At 65.9% G+C, this 25830-nt stretch carries 21 protein-coding genes; 8 read left to right on the forward strand and 13 right to left on the reverse strand.

The features are described 5' to 3' along the window. Positions 1 to 139 precede the first annotated feature (139 nt). Positions 140 to 1885 (forward strand): alkaline phosphatase family protein, encoded by a 1746-nt coding sequence (locus ACI3KT_RS10000; RefSeq protein ID WP_404903995.1) that lies wholly within the window; start codon positions 140 to 142, stop codon positions 1883 to 1885. A gap of 132 nt (positions 1886 to 2017) precedes the next feature. Here ACI3KT_RS10000 and ACI3KT_RS10005 read toward each other — a convergent pair whose 3' ends face one another. The 3 genes from ACI3KT_RS10005 to ACI3KT_RS10015 all read right to left on the reverse strand — a co-directional run bounded on the left by ACI3KT_RS10005 (position 2018) and on the right by ACI3KT_RS10015 (position 6722). Continuing rightward, entirely contained in the window at positions 2018 to 3955 is a 1938-nt protein-coding gene (locus tag ACI3KT_RS10005; RefSeq protein ID WP_404903997.1) for a carboxypeptidase regulatory-like domain-containing protein, read from the reverse strand. 98 nt (positions 3956 to 4053) lie between these two features. Continuing rightward, entirely contained in the window at positions 4054 to 5109 is a 1056-nt protein-coding gene (locus ACI3KT_RS10010; protein ID WP_292908488.1) for an LLM class flavin-dependent oxidoreductase, read from the reverse strand. A gap of 50 nt (positions 5110 to 5159) precedes the next feature. Further along, complete coding sequence (locus ACI3KT_RS10015; RefSeq protein ID WP_404903999.1) at positions 5160 to 6722, reverse strand: methyltransferase; 1563 nt, start codon at positions 6720 to 6722, stop codon at positions 5160 to 5162. Between the two features lie 97 nt (positions 6723 to 6819). On the opposite strand from ACI3KT_RS10015, the gene ACI3KT_RS10020 reads away from it, so the two are divergent. From ACI3KT_RS10020 to trxA, 4 genes are all read left to right on the forward strand, one after another. Continuing rightward, entirely contained in the window at positions 6820 to 9015 is a 2196-nt protein-coding gene (locus tag ACI3KT_RS10020; RefSeq protein WP_404904001.1) for a DUF6049 family protein, read from the forward strand. Beyond that, positions 9012 to 10628, forward strand: a complete 1617-nt coding sequence (gene murJ, locus ACI3KT_RS10025) for a murein biosynthesis integral membrane protein MurJ (RefSeq protein ID WP_404904003.1) — start codon at positions 9012 to 9014, stop codon at positions 10626 to 10628. Before ACI3KT_RS10020 ends, murJ begins: the two co-directional genes overlap by 4 nt. A 148-nt stretch (positions 10629 to 10776) precedes the next feature. Further along, the gene (gene trxB / locus ACI3KT_RS10030) at positions 10777 to 11751 is read left to right on the forward strand and encodes a thioredoxin-disulfide reductase (RefSeq protein WP_292908480.1); all 975 of its coding nucleotides are present in this window, start codon (positions 10777 to 10779) and stop codon (positions 11749 to 11751) included. A 68-nt stretch (positions 11752 to 11819) separates the two neighbouring features. Beyond that, positions 11820 to 12143 (forward strand): thioredoxin, encoded by a 324-nt coding sequence (gene trxA / locus ACI3KT_RS10035; RefSeq protein ID WP_292908478.1) that lies wholly within the window; start codon positions 11820 to 11822, stop codon positions 12141 to 12143. A gap of 61 nt (positions 12144 to 12204) precedes the next feature. Here the strand turns inward: trxA and ACI3KT_RS10040 are convergent, their stop codons facing one another. The 10 genes from ACI3KT_RS10040 to rpmH all read right to left on the reverse strand — a co-directional run bounded on the left by ACI3KT_RS10040 (position 12205) and on the right by rpmH (position 21340). Further along, positions 12205 to 12534 (reverse strand): tryptophan synthase subunit alpha, encoded by a 330-nt coding sequence (locus ACI3KT_RS10040; RefSeq protein WP_292908476.1) that lies wholly within the window; start codon positions 12532 to 12534, stop codon positions 12205 to 12207. Between the two features lie 9 nt (positions 12535 to 12543). Next, positions 12544 to 13992, reverse strand: coding sequence for a sugar porter family MFS transporter (locus ACI3KT_RS10045; RefSeq protein WP_292908474.1), 1449 nt, complete (start codon positions 13990 to 13992; stop codon positions 12544 to 12546). 62 nt (positions 13993 to 14054) lie between these two features. Then, positions 14055 to 15023, reverse strand: a complete 969-nt coding sequence (locus ACI3KT_RS10050; protein ID WP_307293169.1) for a ParB/RepB/Spo0J family partition protein — start codon at positions 15021 to 15023, stop codon at positions 14055 to 14057. Next, positions 15023 to 15943: a ParA family protein gene (locus ACI3KT_RS10055; RefSeq protein WP_307293172.1), complete on the reverse strand. Its 921-nt coding sequence runs from the start codon at positions 15941 to 15943 to the stop codon at positions 15023 to 15025. The genes ACI3KT_RS10050 and ACI3KT_RS10055 overlap by 1 nt, the downstream gene beginning before the upstream one ends. A gap of 2327 nt (positions 15944 to 18270) precedes the next feature. Next, the gene (gene rsmG, locus ACI3KT_RS10060) at positions 18271 to 18903 is read right to left on the reverse strand and encodes a 16S rRNA (guanine(527)-N(7))-methyltransferase RsmG (protein ID WP_404904005.1); all 633 of its coding nucleotides are present in this window, start codon (positions 18901 to 18903) and stop codon (positions 18271 to 18273) included. A 39-nt stretch (positions 18904 to 18942) separates the two neighbouring features. Beyond that, positions 18943 to 19434, reverse strand: a complete 492-nt coding sequence (locus tag ACI3KT_RS10065) for a R3H domain-containing nucleic acid-binding protein (protein WP_292910452.1) — start codon at positions 19432 to 19434, stop codon at positions 18943 to 18945. Further along, a complete protein-coding gene (yidC, locus tag ACI3KT_RS10070) occupies positions 19431 to 20501 on the reverse strand; it encodes a membrane protein insertase YidC (protein ID WP_292910454.1) in 1071 nt (356 codons plus the stop codon). The genes ACI3KT_RS10065 and yidC overlap by 4 nt, the downstream gene beginning before the upstream one ends. Before the next feature lie 3 nt (positions 20502 to 20504). Further along, positions 20505 to 20855, reverse strand: a complete 351-nt coding sequence (gene yidD / locus ACI3KT_RS10075; protein ID WP_292910456.1) for a membrane protein insertion efficiency factor YidD — start codon at positions 20853 to 20855, stop codon at positions 20505 to 20507. Continuing rightward, a complete protein-coding gene (rnpA, locus tag ACI3KT_RS10080; RefSeq protein ID WP_292910458.1) occupies positions 20852 to 21196 on the reverse strand; it encodes a ribonuclease P protein component in 345 nt (114 codons plus the stop codon). Before rnpA ends, yidD begins: the two co-directional genes overlap by 4 nt. A 6-nt stretch (positions 21197 to 21202) precedes the next feature. Next, complete coding sequence (rpmH, locus tag ACI3KT_RS10085; protein ID WP_292910460.1) at positions 21203 to 21340, reverse strand: 50S ribosomal protein L34; 138 nt, start codon at positions 21338 to 21340, stop codon at positions 21203 to 21205. 441 nt (positions 21341 to 21781) lie between these two features. Here rpmH and dnaA point away from each other — a divergent pair, with 441 nt between their 5' ends. The 3 genes from dnaA to ACI3KT_RS10100 all read left to right on the forward strand — a co-directional run bounded on the left by dnaA (position 21782) and on the right by ACI3KT_RS10100 (position 25789). Continuing rightward, on the forward strand, positions 21782 to 23050 hold the full coding sequence (dnaA, locus tag ACI3KT_RS10090) for a chromosomal replication initiator protein DnaA (protein ID WP_373426313.1): 1269 nt from the start codon (positions 21782 to 21784) through the stop codon (positions 23048 to 23050). Between the two features lie 531 nt (positions 23051 to 23581). Further along, positions 23582 to 24724 carry a DNA polymerase III subunit beta gene (gene dnaN / locus ACI3KT_RS10095; protein WP_292910464.1) on the forward strand — a complete coding sequence of 381 codons (1143 nt, stop codon included), beginning with the start codon at positions 23582 to 23584 and terminating at the stop codon, positions 24722 to 24724. A 327-nt stretch (positions 24725 to 25051) separates the two neighbouring features. Further along, positions 25052 to 25789 carry a cohesin domain-containing protein gene (locus ACI3KT_RS10100; protein WP_404904008.1) on the forward strand — a complete coding sequence of 246 codons (738 nt, stop codon included), beginning with the start codon at positions 25052 to 25054 and terminating at the stop codon, positions 25787 to 25789. Positions 25790 to 25830: the final 41 nt, after the last annotated feature.

Raw genomic sequence — 25830 nt, forward strand, 5'->3', positions numbered from 1 at the left:
GCCTCCGACCTTTCTATGGCTTCGACGTGGCGCAGAGGTTGCCGGATGACTGCTCCCGGTTCACCCGGTTTGAACGGATGGTTAACGTCCCGCACGGCCGCCTCTCATCGACACCACGCGCCGCGCGTAGGATCGGCACGTGACCGACGACGACTCCCGCGGACGAACCGATCGGCGCGGGTTCCTGAAGTTGGGCGGCGCCGCTCTGGCGGGCGCCGCGATCGGCGGCGCGGGCGGCGCAGCCGTCGGAGCGTCCCTCGACGGCGCCGGCCACCACGGATTCGAGGCGGAGCCCGACCCGTTCGCGGCGCTCACGCCCCGGAGTGAACCGGGCTTCGACCACATCGTGGTGCTGATGGGCGAGAACCGCTCCTTCGACAATCTGCTCGGCTTTCTCCACACCCCCGACACGCTGCCCTCAGGCGAGAAGTTCGACGGGCTCGCGTTCGGCGCCCACAGCAACACGGCGCCCGACGGCACGGTCGTCGACGCTCACGTCTATCAGGGCCCGACCGATCGGATCATGAGCCTCCCCGATCCGGATCCGGGCGAGGAGTACCCGCACGTCAACACGCAGCTGTTCGGCACGATCGACCCGCCCGGAAACGCGGAGCTCTTCATCGATCAGATGACCGCGCCGTTCAACGCGCCCGAGCGCGGTGCGAAGGCCGACATGTCGGGGTTCCTGAAGGACTACATCGTGAACTTCCGTCGGCTCCGGCGAGGGGTCGAACCCTCGGTCGACGAGGCCAGGCACATCATGGGCTCGTTCTCGCCCGACATGCTGCCCGTGCTCTCGACCCTCGCGTCGGAGTTCGCCGTCTTCGACCACTGGTACGCAGCCGTGCCGTCGCAGACTTTCTGCAACCGTTCGTTCTTCCACGCTTCGACGTCGCACGGCTTCGTGACGAACGTCGGCGGTGGCGGGTACCGCAAGTGGCTCGACGCCCCGGAGACGCCGACGATCTTCAACCGTCTCGAAGACGCGGGACTCACCTGGAAGGTCTACTTCGACCAACTGCAACTGGTCTCGTTCACCGGGATGCTGCACGCTGCGGCTCTCGAGAAGTACTGGCGCACCTCGCATTTCGGCACGATGGAGGACTTCTACGCCGACGCGAAGAACGGCAGCCTCCCCGCCTACGCGTTCATCGAGCCTCGCATGGTCTACGACCACAACGACTTCCACCCGCCGTTCGGGAGGCTGCGTGAAGGCGACGTCGACGGGGATCCGGTGTTCGACAGCGCCATCTCCGACGTGCGTGCGGGCGACCGCCTCGTGCACGACGTGTACGAGGCGGTGCGCACGAGCGCCTCGCCGCACGGATCGAACGCCGTCAACACCCTGCTGCTCATCACGTTCGACGAGCACGGCGGTTGCTACGACCACGTGCCGCCGCCCGCGGCGACGAAGCCGACCCCCGAGTCGGGTGATGGCGAGATGGGATTCGCCTTCGATCGACTCGGATGCCGGGTGCCCGCCATCGCCGTATCGGCCTATACGAAGCGCGGCACGATCGTCCACGACGAGATGCATCACGGATCGGTCACCGCCACGCTCTCGCGCCTGCACGGCTTGAAGCCGCTGAACGACCGCGACGCCTCGGCGAACGCGCTGATGAACGTCGTGAACCTCGACCGACCGCGTCATCCGTCCGACTGGCCGATCACGGTACCCGCCTACACTCCGCCGAACCCCGAGCAGGGGCCGCCCGTCGATGCCGACCGCGACAAGCCGCTGACGCCGCCCGCCCGCGGACTGCTCGGCCTGCTGATCGCGCGCTACGGTCGCCCCGACGAGCCCGAGCCCGAGACGTTCGCCGATACGTTCCGCCTGCTGCACGAGCACGGCGAGGAGCTGTTCGGACCGCCCCAGGACCGCTGACCTGCGCACGAGGCCGGATCAGCACGCGTCAGCGCGCGGAAAGTCGGAGACTCCGCGCGCCACGCCGCACCACCGCATCCGCCGCCGGCGCGTCGTCACGCGACTCCGACTCTTCACATGGCGGACCGCTCGTCAGTCGTCCTTCGAGCGGCGACGCGAGACCACGAAGAGCACTCCGCCGATCACGAGCACGGCGGCGCCGATGCCGGCCCAGAGGAAGGTCTCGGGCGCGAGACCCGTGGCGGGAAGACGGGTGCTGCCGCTCGTCCCCGGGTCGGTGGGCGTCGGTGTCGGCGTGGGCGTGACCACGACGGCGGCGAGTGTGAAGTCCTGCTCGCCGAAGACCTCGCCGGCTGCGGTGATCACGACGGTCCGAGTGGCGTTTCCGACGATCGTGCTCCCCGACGGCGCGGTGACCGTGATCGTGTAGGTCCCCGGCGGGAGCGTGCCCAGACCGTAGGCGCCGTCGGCATCCGTGGTGAGCGAGTGCGAGCCGTCAGGTCCCTCGACCATGATCGCCACACCGGGTGCAGGGGTTCCGCCGTCTGTGCGCACCGTGCCGTCGATCGCTCCGAGGCGGGCGAGTTCGAAGTCCACGTCTTCGACGTCGGCCTCGCCGACGCTCTCATCGCGGGCGACCGGGCCCGACGCGATGTACCCGCCAGGCACCTCGATGCCGACGGAGTAGTCGCCGAGGGGCAGTCGCGGGAAGGAGTAGTCGCCGTTCGCATCGGTGACGGTCGAGAGCATCGAGCCTCCCGGTCCGGATGCCGTCACGGTGACGCCCGCGACGCCGGTGCCGTTCGATCGCACGGTGCCACTCAGTGACGGATTCTCGGCGACGACGAAGTCGACGCCGCTGATCGGCGTCTCGCTGTCCTCGGGCACGGTGAACGGCGGCGCCGAGGTCACGAGCGTGTAGCCGTCGGGGGTCGTGATCGTGGCGGTGTGCTCTCCGACCTCGACCTCGTCGATGATGTAGCGGCCGTCCGCGTCCGTCGTCGTGCTGCGGCCGTCGATCGTCACGGTGACCCCGGCGATCGGATTCCCGTCGACGTCCGTGACGCGTCCCTCGACCGACACGGGCACGATGTCGCGCACGGTGAAGTCTGCGACACCGTCTTCGTCCGTCAGGTCGACGTCCTGCGAGACCGCGCTCTCGGAGATCTTGCCATCCGGCGGCGTGACGCGCACCGTGTAGCCGTCGGTGGCGACGAATCCCGGGAACGCGTACGTTCCGCCGGCAGTCGTGGTGGTGGTCCCGACGACCGCGCCGTTCGCGTCGGTGAGGGTCAGCTCGACGCCCTCGAGCGGCCCGTCTGCGACGTCGGTCACGGTGCCGGTGATGTCACGCGCGATCGACGCGAACCACGTCTGGTACACGGGGAAGCCGGCGCGCCGCGTGAAGAAGAACGTCAGCGAGCTGATCGGGGTCGACGGCTCGAACCACGCGGCCGCGCCGCTGGTGTCGGCAGCCGCCTGATTGCCGGTCAGCGTGAGCGTCGCCGGGTCCCAGCTCGGGATGTCGGCGGCGACGCCTGTGCAAGACGGCTTTCCGGCGACTCCCGGCGCGCAGTAGTTGAAGCCCCCTCGGAAACCGAGCTCCGTCGCATCGAGAACGTGTCCGTCGCCCGCCACGGCGTGGATGCGCACGGAATCGGCGTCGATGTCGCCGAGCACGAACGTCCAACCCGATGCCGGGGTGGGCGACGCGAACGAGTACGTCGTCGTGGACGGGCTGGTGGCGTTATCGGCCTTGGGGCGGAGGTTGACGTACGACTGGTTGATGCTGCTGCCGTACTTCGCTCCGACCGGCGTTCCCTCCGAGAGCCAGGTCGAGGCTCCGGAGATGACGCCGACCTGTCCCCCGCGGGAGTCGCTCGTGACCGTTGCGCTGAGCACCGGCTGCGCCGCGATCTGCACCGACGACGTGTAAGCGCCTGCCGAGCCGCTCAACGGCTGCCAGCTCGCCCACGAGGTGGTCGTCGCTGCCGCCGCGGGCACTGCTCCGACCACGATCGCGACGAGCGCGATCACTCCTGCAAGAATTCCACCCCGGTGTGCACGCATGGCGCCAGAGTACCGGCATGCTGGAGCCTTGGCCAGGGTCGCGCACGACGCTGACCTACGCGGTCCGAGGCCTCGCGAAGCGGACGCCGCGGACCTGCTCAAACCGGGTCGCCCTGAACGGGACCCTCCGTGTTCGGCTTCCATCCGAGTGCCGGCGCCACGTGCGTCGCGAACGACTCGAGCACGTGCAGGTTGTACGCGGGGCCGAGCTGATTCGGGATCGTCAGCATGAGGGTGTCGGCGGCCATCACGGCCTCGTCGGCGAGGAGCTGCTGGATCAGCACGTCCGGCTCTGCGGCATAGGTCTTGCCGAAGGTGGAGCGGAATCCGTCGATGATGCCGACCTGGTCGGCGTTCTCCTCGCTGCGGAGCCCGAAGTACGCCCGATCCATGTCGGACACGAGGGGGAACACGCTGCGGCTGACCGAGACACGTGGCGCACCCGTGTGGCCGGCCTCCTTGTAAGCGGCGCGGAACAGATCGATCTGCTCCCGCTGCAGCTCGTGGAACGGCTGCCCGGTCGCCTCGGTGAGCAGTGTCGAGCTCATCAGGTTGAGCCCCTTGCGGCCGGTGTCCTCAGCGGTTGCGCGCGAGCCGGCTCCCCACCAGATGTGATCGCGCAGCGTGGGCGACTGCGGCTCGATCGACAGGTAGTGACCCGCCCCGACCATCCGCGGGTCCCCGGGTGCGACCCTGGCTCCGTCGATCGCCTCGAGGAACAGGTCGAACTTCTCACGGGCCATCACGCTGCCGCGCTCGGTGTCCTCCTCGTCGACGAATCCGAAGGTCTCGTAGCCTCGCAACGCCGTCTCGGGTGAGCCACGGCTCACACCCAGCGCGATACGGCCGTCGGCGATGTAGTCGAGGGCGGCGGCCTCTTCGGCGAACTGGAACGGGTTCTCGTACCGCATGTCGATGACGCCCGTGCCGACTTCGATGCGCTTGGTGCGCGCAGCCATAGCGCTCAGCAGAGGCATGGGAGACGCGGCCTGGCGCGCCCAGTGGTGCACGCGCACATACGCCCCGTTGACGCCGATCTCATCGGCGCCCTCGGCGATCTCGATGGTCTGCTTCAGCATGTCGCCGGCCGTGCGCGTCGACGAACCGGGCACGTCGGCGTAGTGACCGAACGAGAGGAATCCGAAAGCCTTCATGTTTATATGCAACAGAATGGATGCTGCGCTATTCCCTTCTCGAGCACCGCTCAGCCGAGCAGGAACCCGTCGAGCACGAGCTGGCGGATGCGGGGCTCGATGTCGGCCCACAGATCTGCCAGCGGCACCTCGAAGAGGTCGGCGAGGGCGGAGACGATCTGGACCACAGTCAGTTCGCCATCGCACGCGCCGACGAACGCGGCGAGCGCGGGGTCGACGGCGACCGTACGGCCGAAACCGCCGCCCTGGCGCAGCTCGATCACGCTCGGGTCATCGTTGCCGGGCAGCAGATGCCGCGCCTCGGTGACATCGGCGGCCGTGATCAGGGTGTCGGGCAATCCGCCCTCGGCGATCAGATCGTGGGCGGCGAGCCCCTGACGCAGCGCTCCGCCGACGTTCGACACCGGCTGCGGCATCCGCTCCGTCCTCCGCAGCGGCGCACGAGTCGAGCCTGCACTCGACGACCGCGGACGCCGCAGCAGGACATAGCCGAATCCGACGGCCGTGACGCCGCGAACGGCGAAGTCGTCGAGCCACGCGGACAGCAGCGGCGTGAACGCGGCATCACGCGGAGTGGTGCCGCCGTCACGGATCCACAGTTCGGCGTATCCGAGGGGCGACAGCTCTTCGCGCTGGATCGCCCAGAGGTCGATGTCGTCGGGCACCCAGGATGCGAGGCGGTCGAGTCCGCGCTCGTCGTCTCGCTTCGCCTGCTCAGGAAGCCGGGCAGACGAGGCGCGCGACTCCCAGTTGCCGAGCAGCTGAGCGATGCCGCCCGCGGTCAGATACGCCGCGACGCTGCGCACGAACTTCTCGACGAGCGCATCGCCGACCAGGCCGCCGTCGCGGTACTCGTACTCGGGCACGCCCTCAGCCCGTGGGGTGATCACGAACGGGGGGTTCGACACGATCAGATCGAACGCCTCGCCCTCGACCGGCTGGAACATGCTCCCCAGACGGAACTCGATGTTGCGCACCCCGTTGAGCAGCGCGTTCAGCTCGGCGAAGGCGAGGGCGCGAACGGAGATGTCGGTGGCCACGACCGATGCCGCGTGCCGCGCGATGAGGAGAGCCTGGATGCCGCATCCCGTGCCGAGATCGAGGGCGCGGTCGACCTCGATGGGCGTCACGATCTCAGCGAGCGTGCGTGAGGCGCCGCCGACGCCGAGGACGTGGTCGGCCGGGAGCGGTCCGTCGAGGGCGACTTCGTCGAGATCGCTCGCGATCCACCACTCGCCGATGCCGTCTGCGTCGACGAACGACTGCGGTCGCAGCAGCGCAGTGGGACGCACGGAATCCCGGTCGGCGACGGCCAGACCCAGGCTCTCGATCCCGTCGACTCCCACGTGCGCTAGAGCTGTCGCGACGGCCTCACGCGGCTGCGGCATGCCCAGGACGAACAGCCGGCCCAGCGTCGCGAGCACGCCGTCATCGCCGGTGATCGCACGGAGGATCGGCTCGCGCAGCCCCCGGGCGAGCGCGTCATCGGCCTCTTCGCCCCACAGGCGACGCAAGGGCTCGGAGCGGAAGTCGGCCGAATCGAGATCGGCCGCCAGAGCGGCGCACAACAGGGGGTCGGGCGTGGGGGGAGCGCTGTCGGACACGGCCGTCACTCTACGCGTCTTCAGGGATCTCTCCTACGCGCCCACCTAGAATCACAAGGTCAGCACTCACGATCAGCCCCTTCTCGGGCGTTCGAGGAAGACCCCCATGACCGTGACCATCCCCGAGAACGGTTTCCGCGCGCGCCTCGCCTGCGGAACCGTCGCCTTCGCGATGGCACTGGGCATCGGCGTCGTCGCCAGTCCCGCCGCACAGGCAGCGCAGAAGAGCGACTCCGAACCGCCCGTGCTGCATGTGTCCGCAGGATCGAACGGCGTCCTCTCCCCCGGGCTGTCGACGACGGCATCCGTCACTGTGCAGAACGACGCCGACACCTCGCTGTCTTCGGGCCGTGTGACGGTCTCGATCAACCGCACCCCGCTGGCAGGGGCCGAGGCCGTCGGCTCCTGGCTCGACTCGGGCGAGGTTGCGGGTGAGTTCGACGTGATCGCCGAAGACAGCACCGAACCGGTGGATGCGGGGTCGTCCTCGACGACCAGCATCGGCATCTCTCAGGATCTCCTGGCGACTCTCACGCCCGGCGTCTACCCCGTGCGAGCCGCGTTGAGCGGCACCGACGGCGCGTCGGGCGAAGACGTCTCGACGACGAGCGTTCTGGTGATCTCGGCGGATCCGCACCCGCCCGTGACCGTGTTCGTGCCGATCACTGCGACCCCGGCAGACGGAGCCGCCCTTCTCGGCTCGGACGAGCTGACGGAGCTCACGGCGGCCGACGGCGACCTCACGGCGCAACTCGACGGCGTCAGCGGCACCTCGGCCGTGCTCGCGATCGACCCTGCGATCGTCGCAGCCATCCGCGTACTGGGTTCCGCCGCACCCACGACTGCGGTCGAATGGCTGACGCGCCTCGAGAACCTGCCGAACGAGCGGTTCGTGCTGCAGTTCGGCGACGCCGACGCCACGACCCAGGCGCAGGCCGATCTACCAGCCCTGCTGACGCCGACGACTCTCGCGCCCTTCCTCGACCCGGCGAACTTCGCCTCCGCTCCCCCCGCGTCTGCCCTCCCGACCCCGACGGGCACGCCGTCGCCGGCGGCCACCGACGGCCCGATGCTGCCGGACGACGCGGCACTGACGACGATCGAGGGGGCGGCCGAGGGAATCCTCTGGCCGCGGGCGGATGTCACCGCCGACGACCTCGCCGCATTCCGCACCTATCTCGCCGGGACGGCGACGACCATCCTGCCCTCGACCGCGCTCGACGGCGCGGCGACCGGGCACGTGCTGGCCGGGGCAGAAGACGTGCTCGTGACGGATGCCGCGGCGTCCGATGCCCTGTCAGAGGCGGCCGGAGAGTCCGACGCCGACGCCCGCGCGCAGTCTCTGGCCGCAGCCAACGCCTATCTGTTCCTCGCAGGGCAGACGACCTCGACACCCCTAGCGGTCGGGCTCGACCGCGACGAGAACCGCACGGCCGATGCGCTGCGCGAGGTCGTCACGACGACCGATTCGCCGGGTGTCGATCTCACCTCGCTGCGCTCCACGCCTGCGGCCCCCGCGTCGGTGGACGGGGAGATCGACGACGACCGGGGCGCCTCGCTGCAGCTGCTCCTCTCGGAGGAGCAGACACTCGGTCAGTTCTCCACGATTCTCGACGACCCGCAGGTGCTGTTGAGCCCCGAGCGCATCCGCCTCATGCGGACGATCGCCGCCGGCCTCAGCTCCACGAGGTTCGACGAGGCTCTGGGCGACCACCGGCAGGCGACGCGTGACACGCTGGCCTCGGTCGACATCCCGCAGTCGAGCACGATCCAACTGCTGTCGGCGAACGCCGACCTGCCGTTCGGTGTGCGCAACGATCTCCCGTGGCCGGTGAACGTCGTGCTCACCGTTTTGCCGAGCGATCCGCGCCTCGAGGTGGAGTCGGTCACCCGCGCGACGATCCCGGCCGGGACGACCACCAGGGTCAAGGTGCCCGTGTCGGCCAGGGTCGGCAGCGGAGAGCTCGACCTGCGCCTGTCTCTCACGAGTCCCACCGGAGTGCCCCTCGGCCAGTCGCAGACCGTGCGGGTCTCGGTGCGCGCCGAGTGGGAGGGCATCGGCCTCGCCATCTTCGGCAGCCTGATCGTCATCCTGATCGTCCTCGGTGTCGTGCGCACGCTGCGACGGCGACGCAAGGGTGAGGATGTCGAGATGGCGGATGCTTCGTCGGCGGATGCTTCGTCGGCGGATGCCGCGGCGGTGGAGGCCCCGTCGACCGAAGTGGAGCCGACGGCCGTGGATGTCCCGTCGGACCCCACACACCCCGCAGAGCCCGCAGACCCCGCGAAGGATCCCCAGTGAGCAGTCTCGGCCGCGCCAGCGCCCTTCTGGGTGCCGGCACCCTCGTCTCGCGCGTCACGGGCCTCGTACGGACGATCGTGCTGGTGGCGGCGATCGGAAGCATCAGCAAGGCAGGAGATGCCTTCGGTGTCGCGAACCAGCTTCCCAACAACGTCTTCACCATCATCCAGACCGGCATCCTCACGGCCGTGATCATCCCTCAGATCGTCAAGGCAGGCGCGCACAAGGATGGAGGCCGGGCATACATCTCGAAGCTGTTCACTCTCGGCACCGTCGTGTTCCTCGCCGCGACAGCGGTCGCGATTCTTCTCGCACCGTGGTTGGTTTTCATTTACGCCAAGGGGTACTCGCCCGATCAGCTCGCGCTCGCGACGGCATTCGCTTACTGGTGCCTGCCGCAGATCTTCTTTTACGGCCTCTACGCTCTGATCGGCGAAACACTCAACGCCAAACGAGTCTTCGGGCCGTACACCTGGGCTCCGATCGTCAACAACGTCGTCTCGATCATCGGATTCCTGATCTTCATCGCCATGTTCGGCAACGACCGCAACCTGGTCGAGATGTGGGATCCGACGATGATCGCCGTGCTCGGCGGAACCGCCACCCTCGGGATCGCACTGCAGGCTGGCCTGCTGCTGTTCTCGTGGAGGCGCACCGGCCTGAGGCTGCGACCCGACTTCCGCTGGCGCGGCGTGGGCCTTCGCCATGTCGGCACACTGGCCGGCTGGACATTCCTCATGGTGATCGCCGGTCAGCTCGCGGGGCTGGTGCAGAGCACGGTCGTGTCGGAGTCCACGGGCCATCCGTCGGTGTTCTTCATGCAGGCCGCCTGGCTTGTATTCATGCTTCCCTATTCGATCTTCGCGATCTCCATCGGAACTCCCTATTTCACTCAGATCGCCGAGCACGCCTCCGAAGGTCGTCACGATGACGTTCGCTCCGACGTCGCCCGATGCATCCGCATCATCTCGCTGTTCGTGGTCGGCTCGGGAATCGCGCTGGCCGTCGCCGCGGTTCCTGCAACCCGCATCTTCACGACGACGGCGGAGCAGGCCGTTCAGGCCGCACCAGTTCTGATCTGCTATCTCGTCGGCCTTCTGCCGCTGGCTTTGCTCTTCATCGTGCAGCGCGCGTTCTACGCCTACGGAGACACCCGTACGCCCTTCTACTTCACACTCGTGCAGGTCGCATTGATCATCGGCCTCTCGGTCATCGCCGGAGCAGTCGCGCCGATCGAACAACTCGCCGCCGCGATCGCGCTCGGACAGTCGGTCGCTGGCATCGTGCAGACCATCGTCGCGATCTGGATCCTCCGCAACCGTCTCGGTGGACTCGAGCTTCCACAGACGCTTCTCTCCCTCGTGCGCTTCGCCATCTCGGCGGTTCCTGCTGGTCTCGCAGGGTGGGGCGTCTACAACCTTCTCGGTGCAGGTAGTGGCTGGATCGTCGGTCACAGCGGCTCCGACTTCCTCGACCGCATACTCGGCGCCGTCGGCACCGGCGTGATCGGTCTCGCATCCGTGATCGTCTACGTCGTCGTGCTGCTGATCCTGCGCGCTCCTGAGCTGTCGGCTGCCACGCGCATGCTGCGCCGGTTCCTGCCCGGTCGCTGAGCCGACGGCATCCATCCCCCGAGTCCCTCGCAGGGCTCTCCCCACGCCCCGGCAGTCCGAGGCGCGGGGAACTCCTGTGCAGGGAATGCCCCGCGGTTACCATTGGTTGAAGCAGCCGTACGCCCTTTTCGGGGAAGAGAGAGAGCACATGCGTCAGGTCATCATCATCGGCTCGGGCCCAGCCGGGTTCACCGCCGCCATCTACGCGGCGCGCGCGAGCCTCAAGCCGCTGCTCATCGCGAGCTCGGTCGAGGTCGGCGGCGAGCTGATGAACACCACCGAGGTCGAGAACTACCCGGGCTTCCCGGAGGGGATCCAGGGCCCCGAACTCATGGCGAAGCTGCAGGAGCAGGCCGAGAAGTTCGGCACCGAAGTGCTCTACGACGACGTCACCTCGCTCGACCTGAACGGTCCCGTCAAGACCGTCTCGCTCGGCAGCGGCGCGGTGCACGAAACCCGCGCGCTGATCTATGCGACCGGCTCCGCCTACCGCAAGCTCGGCATCGAAGGCGAAGAGCGCCTCTCGGGCTACGGCGTCTCGTGGTGCGCCACCTGCGACGGCTTCTTCTTCCGGCAGAAGACGATCGCGGTCGTCGGCGGCGGTGACTCGGCGATGGAGGAGGCCACGTTCCTCACCCGCTTCGCAGACAAGGTCTACGTGATCCACCGCAAGGACTCCCTGCGCGCGTCGAAGATCATGCAGGAGCGCGCGTTCGCGAACGAGAAGATCGAGTTCGTGTGGAACAGCGAGGTCGCAGAGGTGCTCGGAGGCGACTCCGTCGCCGGAGTGCAGCTGCGCAACACGGTCGACGGCACGCTCAGCGACCTTCCGCTCGACGGACTGTTCATCGCGATCGGCAACGATCCCCGCACGCACCTGGTGCACGACAAGCTCGAGCTCACCGCCGAAGGAACCATCTGGGTCGACGGCCGCTCGTCGAAGACCTCGGTTCCCGGTGTGTTCGCAGCCGGCGACGTGATCGACCCGACCTACCGGCAGGCGATCACCGCCGCAGGCTCCGGCACCGTGGCTGCCCTCGACGCGGAGCACTTCCTCGCCGATTTCGATGACGCCTCGGTGGAGGTTCCCGCTGCCGAGGCCGCCGAGGTCATCGTCGCCTGAGGCGTCGGGAACACTTTCCTCTCGCCCGTTGTTGTAGCGGACGAAACTCGAATCAAGGAGAAACTCTGATGAGTGCAAAGGCTACGAGCCAGGCGACCTGGGAGCAGGACGTGCTGCAGGCTGAAGGTCCCGTGCTGGTGGACTTCTGGGCCGAGTGGTGCGGCCCGTGTCGCATGGTCTCGCCGGTTCTGGACGAGATCCAGTCCGACAACCCGGAGAAGATCACCGTTCTCAAGCTGAACGTCGACGAGAACCCGCAGCTCGCGATGCAGTACCAGATCACCTCGATCCCGGCGATGAAGGTCTTCGTCGGCGGAGAGGTCAAGACGAGCATCATCGGCGCCAAGCCGAAGTTCGCCCTCGAGCAGGATCTCGCCGCCTACATCGGCTGAGTCCCCCTCAGACATCGGGCCGTCGTCTCTTCGGAGGCGGCGGCCCTTTCCGCGTCCCATGTCAGGACGCGACGGTCGGATCCCAGCGGCGATGGCGCTGCTTCTCATCGAGGAGCCCCCACACCGCGGGCGTCAGCTCGGGATACTCCAGCGCGATCTGACGCAGCACGCGGTAGTGCCTGGCCTCGTTCGGTCGCACCCCGTCGTTCGCGGCGATGTTGTCGGCCCGGAGGAGGTAGACGACGAGCTCGTCGACGCTCGGCAGCTCCTCCATGAACTCCCAGGGGTCCTCTCCCCCGAGCAGCCGCTCCTGGATGAGAACGGCGAGTTCGTCCGACGCCTCAGCACGCAGCACTTCGAGGCTGGCGCGGCGGGGAACGAACTCTGTCATACCTCCAGCCTAAGCGCGTGCAGGGCGTGTGCGGCGCTCGACCTTCGCATCGTCGGTCATCTCCTCGAGCTCCTTGCCCTTCGTCTCGGCGACCTTGAAGTACACGAAGAAGAACGACAGCAGGGCGAAGAACGCGTAGAAGCCGTAGGCGAAGGTCAGTCCGATCTCCGCGAAGGCGGGGAACGTCGTCGAGATGAAGAAGTTCGCCGCCCACTGCGCGGCCGCTGCGACAGCCAGGGCCCCCGCTCGGATGGAGTTCGGGAACATCTCGCCGAGCAGGACCCACACGAGCGGACCCCAGGTCGAGCCGAAGAAGACCACGAAGCCGTTCGCGCAGATGAGAGCGACCGTCGCCCACGGATCGGGAAGGGTGACCGAGCCGGCGGCGTCGAGGGTGCCGAACGAGAACGCGAGCGACATCAGGCCGAGCGTGACCGCCATCCCGATCGAACCGACCAGGAGCATGATCCGGCGCCCGACGCGATCGACCAGGAGGATCGCCACGATGGTCACGACGATGTTGGTGACGGAAGTGATCACCGAGGTGAGCAGTGCACTCGACTCGTCGAACCCCACGGACTGCCACAGCGTGGTCGAGTAGTAGAAAATCACGTTGATGCCCACGAACTGCTGGAACACCGACAGCAGGATGCCGACCCAGACCACCGGTTTCAGGCCGAAGCGGCTGCCGCGAAGATCACGCAGCGACTCCTTGCGCTCAGTGTCGATCGTGTCGGTGATCTCCTTGATCTTGCCCTTCACGTCGAGGGTTCCGGTGACCGTCGACAGCACCTCGGATGCCCGTTCGATCTCCCCCTTGCGAACCAGATACCGCGGGGACTCCGGCAGACGCAACGACATGATGCCGTAGACGAGGGCGGGAAGGGCTGCCGAGATGAACATCCAGCGCCAGGCGGTGAGGCCCCACAGCGGAGCTGCTGCCTCGCCAGCGATCCCGGCGAGCAACGCGTCGGTGAGCAGAGAGGCGAAGATTCCGGTGACGATCGCGAGCTGCTGCAGCGATCCCAGTCGCCCTCTGATCTTCGCCGGCGACACCTCGGCGATGTAGGCGGGCGCGATGACGGATGCGGCGCCGACTCCGAATCCGCCGATCACGCGCCAGATGATGAGGTCCACCACGCTGAACGCGAGCCCCGACCCGATCGAGGAGATGAGGAACATCGCCGCCGCGACGACCATGACGGGGATGCGCCCGTACTTGTTCGAGATGGGCCCGGCGAACCACGCGCCGACTGCGCAGCCGATCAGTGCGGACGAGACCGCGAACCCTTTCAGCCCGACGTTGAGGTCGAAGCCTGACACGTTCCCGGCCAGGGCGTCGACGGCGCCGTTGATTATCGCGGTGTCGAATCCGAACAGGAATCCGCCGAGGGCTGCGGCGATGCTGACCGCGACCACTCGCCTCTGGAATCCGGCTGGGGTCTGAACCTTGGACATGACTTTCCCCCTCATCGTCGAAGATGACGCGAGTCTAGGCGAAACGACCCGTCACCGGGTCCTCAGCTCCTGCCGTAGCCCTCTTCGCCGAGCTCATCTAGAATTCGATTCAGATCTTGGATCGACGAAAATTCGATCGTGACCTGGCCTTTCCTCGCGCCGAGAGCGATCTTCACGCGGGTGTTGAGGCGGTCGCCGAGCTTGCCGGCCACCTCGTCGAGGTACGCGCGACGAGCGCCAGGCGTGGCCTTCGCAGTGCGGGTCGGAGACGTCGGCTCGGTCTTGGCGGCGACCTCGGTGGCGCGCACAGAAAGATCTTCGTTGACGACCTTGTCGGCGAGACGCTGCATCGCCTCGGGATTGTCGAGGCTCAGAATGGCGCGGGCGTGGCCTGCGCTCAGAACACCGGCGGCCACACGCTGCTGTACGGGCACGGGCAGTTTGAGCAGACGGATGGTGTTGCTGATGCGAGGACGCGAGCGCCCGATACGCGTCGCAAGCTCCTCCTGCGTGATGCCGAAATCCTCGAGCAGCTGCTGGTATGCCGAGGCTTCTTCCAGAGGGTTCAGCTCGGAGCGGTGCAGGTTCTCGAGAAGGGCGTCTCGCAGCAGGTCCTCATCGGCCGTGTCCCGCACGACGGCCGGAATCGATGCCAGACCGGCTTCGCGCGCGGCACGCGTGCGGCGCTCACCCATGATGAGCTCGTAGGCTCCATCGCTGTTCTTGCGGACGACGACAGGCTGCATCACGCCGAACTCTCGGACGCTGTGCACGAGCTCGGCAAGATGTTCAGCGTCGAAGTGCGTACGCGGCTGTCGCGGGTTCGGGACGATCTCGTTCGGATCGATCTGAATCAGATGGATGCCGGGTACCGGCTCGAGTTCGGCCGCGGCATCCGCCTCGATCTGCTGCGCCTCTGCCAGCTTCTGGATCGATGCCCCTGGGAAGAACACGTCCACCGGGCGCTCGGCCTGATCTGCGGTGGGAATGAGGGCACTGATGCCCCGGCCCAGCCCTGTGCGCTTCGCCATCATTTCTCCTTGCTCTGCGTCGCACGCGACGCGATCTCGACGGCGGCCTCGCGGTAGGCGACGGCGCCGGCGGACTGCCCATCGTAGGCGATCACGGTCTGTCCGAAGCTCGGCGCCTCCGAGACCCGCACAGAGCGCGGAATCACGGTGTCGAGGACCTGCGTCGGGAAGTGGGTGCGCACCTCTTCGGCCACCTGGTGGGCCAGTCGGGTACGCCCGTCGAACATCGTCAGAAGGATGGTCGACAAGTGCAGCGAGGGATTCAGGTGCTTCTGGATCATCTGGATGCTCCCGAGAAGCTGACTCAGTCCCTCTAGCGCGTAGTACTCGCACTGGATCGGGATGAAGACCTCGGATGCTGCGGTGAACGCGTTGATCGTGAGGAGACCAAGAGAAGGCGGGCAGTCGATGATCACGAAGTCGACCGGGTGGTGTTCCAGGTACTCGTGCAGCGCCCGTCGCAGGCGGTGCTCGCGGGCGACCTGCGCGACGAGCTCGATCTCGGCTCCGGCGAGATGGATCGTACTCGGCGCGCAGAAGAGATTCTCATTCTCGGGGCTCTGCTGCACGATCTCAGCCAGCGGCATCTCGTTGATCAAGACGTCGTAGATGCTCGAGACTTCGGTGGTGTGCGTGACACCGAGCGCGGTCGAGGCGTTTCCCTGCGGGTCGAGGTCGATCACGAGGACCTTCGCGCCGAGTCCGGCGAGAGCGGAAGCGATGTTCACCGCCGTGGTCGTCTTGCCGACGCCGCCCTTCTGGTTCGACACCGTGAGGATGCGGGTCTCCCCGGTGAACTCGATCGTGACCTCTTCGAGAACCCGGCGACGAGCGCTCAGGTCGGCGATCTCCCGTGCGAGCGGGGTGTCGATCCCGAAGGTGTTCGGCGATTCCTTTTCGGATTGTTTCACGTGAAACATCCACTCCTTTCGGGGCCGTGTTCCACTCTAACTGCAACAGCCGACGCTCTCGTCTCCTCGCCGGGTCGATTCCCACGCTGCGGGCTTGTGGAGTGCATCTCCACCCTCTCTGAGAGGGGTTCTCCCCCGTCGCAGCTCGGATCCATGAGCTAGTCCGCTAGGTCCCGCGCGCGTTCAGGGAGCGCTCAGGGTGGAAGTCGGACTTTGCCGGTTCTTTCTCGCGCGCAGGCACGTTGGGTGACTGTCGGGCCCGTCACCCCCTTGTGGACGGCGTCAGGTTCCGCTCCAGGCACGCACTAGGCGACGGGCAGGTGTAACCAATGTTTCACGTGAAACACTCCCCCAGACCGGGCGCGTCGAGTGCAACCCGCAGATCACACTCGGACTCCCCTCATCCAATCCGGGCGTGCGCAGGCGGGAATGCCAACGGGTGTCGCCGGCACGCACCCGCGATAGAGCTCGGATTGGGAAGAGGTTCTCTGTGTTCTCGTCGGCGCCTCCTCCGGAGACCTATCCGCGTCTGCCGATCGTCGCGGAAGCGCGCCGATTGTAGACGCGAGTGTGCCGTGCTCTCGCAACGGACACCCGGCCTGGATCCGAGAGTGGAACCTCTCGTGGTCCTCTCCTTATCCTGCCCACGTCGACATTTCCGGTACAAGGGCGGGTTCTACACACGATGTTTCACGTGAAACCACACATCTCGAACTTGTACCTACTCAATGTCAGTCTTCAGAGATCAACACACGTCGTTAGCGCCCCACCCTGGCAATCCAACAGCTGCTCAGCTGTTCCAGGCCAGATCCTCGCGTATCGCTCGCCACCACTCCCCTTTTCCTTGTCGCTTTCCTTGTCACTATGAGCAGTGCCATCCGAGGAACGCGGTCGCCAAACACCTCCAACTCAGTACCTCTCGCGCTCATGTCCACGCAGCCAAGCCTTCAGGTAGCCGATCCACGTTTCGTGCCGACAGCGACGGCGTCTGGCATGGGGTGGCGGCAAAGGGTGCTGTGTTTCACGTGAAACACTGGACAACCTCGTTGCTTCCACTGCAGGCTCGATCTTCGACAGTCTCACCGCGCTGATAGAACGAGTGCCCCTGCACCAGACAACACCGCACTACTGCGACGCCGCATCGATCCGCAGGCGTGAAGATTGGACCCGGATCACTCCAGCAACCCCACGGATCGTGGACAAGGTTCCGTCAGGGCACAACTGTTGATGGAGTCGTGACGCAACTCACCATCCGTCTGTCCGTCAACGTGCGGCAGTGGCAGTGCGTTGACGGCAGCGGAGATTATGGTCATCGATGTCGTCGATGGCGCAATCGAATCCGCGATCGTCGGCTCTGTCGTCCGAGACGTCGGTCTACGACCAGCAGCGACATCCGGCGCGGCGTCGGACGCATACAGATGGCGCCCTCAGATCACGACCTTGCCATCACACTCCGTCGCGATCACTAGCAGTGGTCTCCTGACCCAAAATCGACCGATGGCGCGTACTCGAAACGGATGATCTGAACCCCACTCGTACTGTGCGATCACTGCGGGTCTCACTTCGTCATCGCAATGAGGCACTCACCTGCGCGTTATCTAGAGATGTTTCACGTGAAACCTCGCCTTAGGTCACCGCGTGCACGGCATGGCAGAAGATTCGCGATCAATCAGCACCCAGCGATGATGTTTCACGTGAAACACGTCGTATCAGCCCCGCGGTTCTGCCCTCGTAACGAGCTGCACCGCTCCCGTAGTGCGAACACATTGGGCCTCCGTACCCTCGCCGACGAGCTGACTTAGAAGACAGTCCGACGGTCATAGCTACGCAGCAGGCACCTCGATAGATGCAATCAGGAGAGGATCCCGAACCGCACAGCTCAGAGAACCGCACTGGCGGTGAGAACAGACGGAAGGCCCAACGCTCACCGCACGAACAGAACGTGACGACCACGCTTCTGCGGACGTAAGCTCCCCCGCGCCACCGTTTCACGTGAAACGGGTACTTCAATAAGCCGCGTGCGGGCATGCCGGCAAAAACACCGAGTGTCGGAGTGTGTCAGGTGCATCGCTCTCACCGCCATCCGGATACTGTTGTCCATCGCGGACGGAGCGTGGGTTGGCGCGCTGCACCTTACCCTTGCCTCGAAGACAAATTCCACGGGTACTCAGTACTCAGGGTGCCGGATTCCTCACCGAATGCACAGTTCGGCAACCCCGGAGGATCTCGCTCTTCAATCACAGAACGATGTCGTTCCGCGCGGAAGACCCGCCGGTAGCCACAACCGCCAGTCAAACGCATTGATGTTTCACGTGAAACATCCAACTGCGATGAGGTCAGCGAACAGTAGCGCGCAGCACTCGCGTGGTCTCCCCCAGCACACCTTCGCCGAGAACCTCGACGCGCACGTTCGACAGACGATGCTTCTTGATGGCCTTCTGAGCGGCGTCGATCTCGTTCTCGACGTTCAGCCCTTTGAGGAACGCGAGCTCACCGCCGTCTCGCACGAGCGGTGCGGTGATCGGGACCAGGGTGCGCAGCGCACTGACGGCACGTGCGGTGACGACATCGAATCCCTCGGCTGGGCGAACGTCTTCAGCCCGCGCGCGCAGCACCTCGACGTTCTCCAGTCCGAGTGCCGTTACCTGCTCGTTCAACCAGGTCACGCGCCGTTCCATCGGCTCGATCAACGTCCAGCGCACGTCGGGGCGTGCGATCGCAAGCACCAGACCGGGCAGACCAGCACCTGAACCGATGTCGGCGACACGTCCATGGAAGAGCGGCGCCGCGATCACGCTGTTGAGGATGTGCCGCGTCCACAGACGAGGAAGCTCCAACGGTCCGATCAGACCACGCTCCTCCCCCTCGCGGGCGAGTGCATCCGTGAACTGGCGTGCGACGTCGATCCGGTCGCCGAAAAGCTCGGCCGCGGTCGCCGGCTCCACCTCTACTTCAGCAGCGTCATCCATCGCACTCACTTCGTGTTCACCAATGTTTCACGTGAAACATCAACGACGGCGCAATACGGTGTGGCGGTCGGCGCCCTCTCCGTACGACTCCGACACGAGACCACGCTCGGCCGCGATGTCATGCACCAGCTTCCGCTCGTAGCTCGACATCGCCGGCAGCGACGCCTGCGATGCACCTTCGTCGAGCTTCACAGCTGCGGCATTCACGAGCGTCTCCAGCTGACGTCGACGGGTGTCGCGGGATCCACCGATGTCAAGGATCAGGCGCGAGAACGATCCGGTCTTGCTCTGCACCGCCAGACGGGTGAGCTCCTGCAGGGCCTGCACGGTGTCGGGAGCCGACAGCAGCGCGAGTCCATCTCCCTCAGCTTCGACCGACACGTAGGCACGGCCCTGGCGGACGTCGAGGTTCAGGTCACCGTCGATGTCGGCGATATCCAGCAACTCCTCGAGAAAGTCCGCGGCGACATCGCCCTCGTTCTCGAGCTGAGCGACCGTCGGCTCAGTGGCTTCGATCACGTTCTCACTCATGCGCCTGGACCCTTCTTCTTCGCACGCTTCTTGCCTACCGGCTGCTGACGCTTCGGAGCCTCGGCCTTCGCCTTCTCGACCTCGGCCACCAGTCGCTGTTGCTCTGCCTCATAAACGGACATCGGAACGACCTTGCCTTCCGAGTTGATCGCCTTGCCCTTGCGAGCCAGTCGCTCTTCGCGGGCCTTGGCCGCCTCGGAACCGGGAGTGGGCATCTCGCGGATGACGACGAACTGCTGCCCCATGGTCCACAGGTTCGAGATGAACCAGTACACGACCACGCCGAGCGGGAAGAACACACCCGAGAAGATGAAGCCCAGCGGCAGCACGTAGAGCATGATCTTCTGCATCTGGTACGCCTGGCCGGTCTTGGCCTCGGGCGACAGGTTCTTCGAGATGATCTGCAGCTGCGTGTAGAACTGCGATCCGATCATCAGGACGACGAGAGTCACCAGAATGACGATCGCCGTGGTGTTCTGCGTCTCCCACGCGTTGCCGAGGGTCTCGTGCAGGGAGGCCACACCGAACAGCTTGGCGTCGTAGAACTCCTTGGTCAGCTCCGGGCTGAGGAGGCCGACACCGCCGATACCGTGCTCAGCGTGCTTCTTGACGTCGCTCAGCACGCTGTAGAGCGAGAAGAACACGGGCATCTGCACAAGCAGCGGAAGGCAGCTCGACATCGGTGTCGTGCCGTGCTTCTTGTACAGGGCCATGGTCTCGCGGCTCATCGCCTCACGACTGAGCTGATCCTTCTTGCCGCGGTACTTCTCCTGGACTTTTCGCAGTTCAGGAGCGATTTCCATCATCTTGCGCTGGCTCTTGATCTGCTTGACGAAGAGCGGCGTGACCGCAGCGCGGACGACGATCACGAGACCGATGATCGACAGCACCCAGGTCAGACCGGATGCCGCAGGCAGACCCACGGCGGTGAGCAGCCAGTGCCAGGCGACGAGCACGAGCTCGACCACCCACTTCAGCGGCCAGAGGATGGTTCCGAGCAGGTCGAATCCACCCGCGGCAGGTGCCGGGCTGGGTGTCGCACTGGCGAGCAGGAGGTCAAGACCCACCGATCAGTCCTTTCGGGCAGGGACGACGAAACCGCGGGGGGTCAGGTCGTAGCGGAAGTGTTCGTGCGGATGGACGTCGTCGACGCCTCCGCGAGTCCAGGGGTTGCAGCGGAGGATGCGCCATGCCGAGAGAGCAGTCCCCCTCACAGCGCCGTGCTGTTGCACCGCACCTACAGCGTAAGCCGAGCAGGACGGATAGTACGCACACACATCGCCGTACAACGGCGAGATGACCGAGCGGTACGCCGTAAGAAAGCCCAGCACGAGATTTCGTGGGATCAGCGGGATGCTACGTGCGAGATCAGCCGACTGCATCCGAGCCGTACCGATCGAGGTGGCCGGCAGCGCGCTCATGCCGGCATCCGCTCGAGGCGTCCGATGCAGCGATTCACGTCTGCGCTCAGCTCGGCGTAGCTCGCGGTCGCGGATGCAGGAAGGGCACGGATGACGACATCCGTGCCCTCTGGGACACGCGGGAGCGCCTCCGCACACACGGCTTTGAGTCGCCGGCGAACGGTGTTGCGCACCACCGCGGTGCCCACCTGCTTGCTGATGATGAACCCGAACCGCGGAACTCTGCTCTCGCCCGTCGACAACATCGAGGTCACGACGCGCGACCCGCCACAACGGGCACCGCGTCGAACGACCAGTCGATAGTCGCTCCCGCGGGTCAGCCGGAACGGGCGGGCGAGCACAGTGGCTTACGCGGAGAGCTCGACGCGGCCCTTCGCGCGGCGAGCAGCGAGGATGCCGCGGCCGGCGCGGGTCCGCATGCGAGCACGGAAGCCGTGCTTCTTGGCGCGGCGACGGTTGTTGGGCTGGAAGGTGCGCTTAGTCATGGAATCACTCCGGGAATGCTGTCACCGGAATCAGTTTCGACCGGAGACATAGGGATCTGCCGTTCAGGCATAAGTCAACCGATTAAGGGTACGTCCTGCCGGCGCGCAGAGCAAATCTGCGCGCTCACAGGCTTGTCATCCTCCGAAATCCGCACAGCCATTATCCACAACCCCGCGCGGTCCGTCGAGCACAACACGCCCGCGGATTCACAGGGGCAGGTTGCCGTTCTGTCCACAGGTGACTACCGTGGCAACCGAAGTTATCCACAGGGGGGACGCGTTCTCGTGCCTTCCCACTCGATCCCTGCCCGGAGCGTCATGTCATCACCTGCCCAGCCCGACGTCCCGATCTGGACCACTGTGCAGGATCTTCTCGAGGCGGACGACCGGGTGACCCCCCAGCTTCAGGGATTCCTGAGCCTGGCGGTTCCTGCAGGCGTGATGGCCGCGACCCTCTATCTCGAAGTCCCCAACGACCTCACAGCGGCGCAGATCAACAAGCGTCTGCGCCTGCCGATCATGGAGGCACTCGCCCACGTCGGCGAAGAGGTCACCTCGTACCGGGTCGTCGTGAACCACGAGCTCGCAGAGCAGCCCACCGCATCGATCGCAGTCGCCGACTACGGCCGCCAGGAGCAGCAGCGGCCCGAATCGCCCATGGAGCAGCCGACCGCGCTGCGCCACGAATCGCGGCTGAACCCGAAGTACACGTTCGACAACTTCGTGATCGGTCAGTCCAACCGATTCGCCCATGCCGCCGCAGTCGCCGTCGCAGAAGCTCCGGCCAAGGCGTACAACCCGCTTTTCATCTACGGCGACTCTGGTCTCGGCAAGACCCACCTCCTGCACGCGATCGGCGACTACGCGCAATCGCTGTATGCGGGCGTCAAGGTGCGGTACGTCTCGAGCGAGGAGTTCACGAACGACTTCATCAACTCGATCGCGAACAACCGCGGCGCCGCCTTCCAGGCTCGATACCGCGAGGTCGACATCCTCCTCATCGACGACATCCAGTTCCTGCAGGGACGGGCGGAGACGCAAGAGGCTTTCTTCCATACCTTCAACACGCTGCACGACCACAACAAGCAGGTCGTGATCACCAGCGATGTCGCCCCGAAGCTCCTCACCGGATTCGAAGATCGGATGCGCAGTCGTTTCGAGTGGGGCCTCATCACCGATGTGCAGGCGCCCGACCTCGAGACGCGCATCGCGATCCTCCGCAAGAAGGCCCAGAGCGAGTCGCTGCACATCCCCGACGAGGTCCTCGAGTACATCGCCACTGTCGTCTCCTCGAACATCCGCGAGCTCGAGGGCGCACTGATCCGCGTGTCGGCCTTCGCGAGCCTGAACCGCTCGGCCCTCGACATCTCCCTCGCCCAGACGGTTCTGCGCGACATCATCGACACGGCGGAAGACAACGTCATCTCGCCGACCGACATCATCACCGCCACGGCGCAGTACTTCAAGCTCACGGTCGACGATCTCTACGGTTCGAGCAGATCGCAGCAGATCGCTACGGCCCGCCAGATCGCCATGTATCTGTGCCGCGAACGCACGAGCCTGTCGCTGCCGAAGATCGGCCAACTTTTCGGCAATCGCGATCACACCACGGTGATGTACGCGTACAAGAAGATCAGCGACCTCATGAAGGAACGACGCTCGATCTACAACCAGGTGACCGAGATCACCACGCAGCTCGGTCGGCGCTGAGCGCCCCGCATCCGTCTCACCTCGAAAAAGGGGGATACGGCGTCTTCACGGACGCTGTGTCCCCCTTTTTGCCGACTTGACAGGCATCTGAGGCACCGGATACGGGGTTTGCACACATGTGGATAACTTGTGGATGAATCGCGATCAGGTCGGGACGACTGTGGGGTTAACGGGGCAACCTGTGGATAACTCGGTAGTGCTCCACAAGTGAGCGGATGCCGTGAACCCGCGGTTTCCTCAGGGATTCCACAAGTGACAGGCGTGTAGTTCCCTACTCGCGTCTGCTTTCCACCGACTTATCCACAGTTTCCACAGTTGTTAACACCGTTAAGGAGTTAACCCGTTTAAGGCGCGATCCGATCACCAGACGGTGGAAATCCGTCGACGAGCTCAGGAACCCCGGCATGAATCACAAGTCGTAGGGAACTGTTCGACTGTGGGGCTAGCATGGGAAGCCCTGCAGTGGCAGGGCTGCGCACATCGTGTCATTCCGCCGGCGATGCGGCGCTCAGAGAACGACGAGGAGCACCCGTGAGGTTTCAGGTCAACCGCGATGTCTTCAGCGAGGCTGTCTCCTTCGTGGTCAAGCTGCTCCCGCAGCGCAACCCCCAGCCGATCCTCGCCGGAGTGCTGATCGAAGCGGACGGCTCCGGTCTGACCCTGTCGGCGTTCGATTACGAGGCGTCGGCCCGCACGACGATCGAAGCCACGGTCGACACACCGGGCACGATCTTGGTTCACGGTCGGCTGCTCTCCGACATCGCCAGCCGACTGCCGAACGCCCCGATCGAGATCGCGGTCGAGGAAGACGGCGGCATCGCGGTCACCTGCGGATCCGCGCGCTTCACGCTGGCGGCCATGCCTGTTGAGGAATACCCGTCGATCCCGGAGGTGAGCGGCACCTCGGGCGTCGTTCCGGCAGACGATTTCGGCACCGCGATCTCTCAGGTCGGCTTCGCTGCGTCTCGCGACGACGTGACTCCTGTCCTCACCGGCGTGCAGCTCGAGGTCTCGGGCCAGAACCTGAGCCTCGTGGCCACCGACCGCTACCGCGTGTCGCTGCGTGACGTGCCGTGGGACGGTGAGGCCGTCGAGTCCAGCGCTCTCGTTCCCGCCCGCACTCTGGTCGAGGTCGGCAAGACGTTCGGGCATGCCGGCACGATCCAGGTCGCGTTCTCCGGAGCGGGCGACCGCGAGATCATCGCCTTCACTGCCGGCAACAAGACCGTGACCTCTCTGCTGATCAAGGGGAACTTCCCGCCGGTTCGGCGCCTGTTCCCCGAGCAGACCGATCACTACGCGGTCGTCAACACCGCTGATCTCATCGAGGCGGTCCGCCGCGTCTCCCTCGTTCTCGACCGTGCGGCTCCGCTGCGATTCACGTTCACGAGCGACAGCGTGACCATGGACGCCTCCGGCAGCGAGCACGCGCGGGCATCGGAATCTGTCGATGCGATCCTGCACGGCGGCGATGAGGTGACGCTCGGCCTGAACCCGCAGTACCTGACCGAGGCGCTCGGCGCTGTGAAGAGCGAGTTCGTGCGCGTCACGTTCACCTCGAGCGACAACGCCAACAAGCTCAGCCCCGTGCTCATCACCAGCCAGACCTCGGTGGATCAGGCCGGGCTCGACTCGTTCAAGTACCTGCTGCAGCCCAACCTCCTCCTTCGCTGAGGTCGGCTCGGTCCGCCGTGACCGGTCTGGGCGCCGACTGAGTCCGCCGCAGGATCGTTCCTGACGACGGTTTCCGCTCTCATCGACGCCCCCGCGTCTAGAAGGGTGCGGATTCGCGCCCGGAAAGCGCCTTCTGCTGCGCGGTCCGAGACTTCCCGACGGCGCCCGCTCATGCCCGAATGCACCGGGCTCGTGCGTTACGTGGCGGAAATCGCCGCGCAGAGTGCACGAAACATCATCCTGCGAGAGTCAGCCGTACCCGAAGAGCACGGCTGCTCCGCATAGCCGTGCGGCCGAGCTCGTCTTCCCAGACGAAGGATGCCTCGCATGCCGGAAAAACACCCTGCCCGCCTTCCCCGAACACTTGCCGCGGGTCTGACGCTCGCGGCATCCGTCGCACTCCTTCTCGGTACCGCGAGCACGGCGGCAGCTGCGGAGGGTGCCGCGTATGACTCGATCACGATCACTGCCGCCCCTCTCACCGTGGCCGTCGGCGACTCCGTCACCGTGACGGCATCTGCCGCGGGTCTCGTCGACGCCTACGCCTACGATCTCGATCTCGCCTACGACCCCGCGCTGCTCACCTTCGTCGCCGACAGCGACGTGACGCCGGCCGGCGGATTCGCAACCGCCACCGACGAAGGCGGGCGGGTCTCGGTCGTGGCGACTCGCCTCGGAACGTCGCCCGGTCTCACCGGAGATCAGGTGCTCGTCACCCTGACGTTCACGGCGATCGCTCCGGGAACGGCTGACATCACGATGTCCGAAGGTCGCGTCGTCGACTCCGCGGGAACCGCTTCGGCCATCGACGCCGCGGGGCTGGCCGCATCCGTCGAGATCACCGCCGACGAAGACACCGGCTCCGCCTCGGCCGATACGACGGGATCCGGCACCGCCAGCGGTACCGGATCCGTCGGCGGAGATCCCGTGAACGCAGGCGGCGGCACCGGTCCTCTCGCCACGACCGGTGCAGATGCCGCTCCCTGGCTGATCGCCGGAGGCATCGCCGCGGTGGCGATCGTCAGCGGCGCCGCTCTCATGCTCGCCCGCAGGAGGACCCGATGAGAAGCGGAATCGGCCGAGCAGTAGCCACTCTCAGGACCGGA

It is taken from the genome of Microbacterium sp. ZW T6_19 (assembly GCF_044987465.1).
Classification (GTDB): domain Bacteria; phylum Actinomycetota; class Actinomycetes; order Actinomycetales; family Microbacteriaceae; genus Microbacterium; species Microbacterium natoriense_A.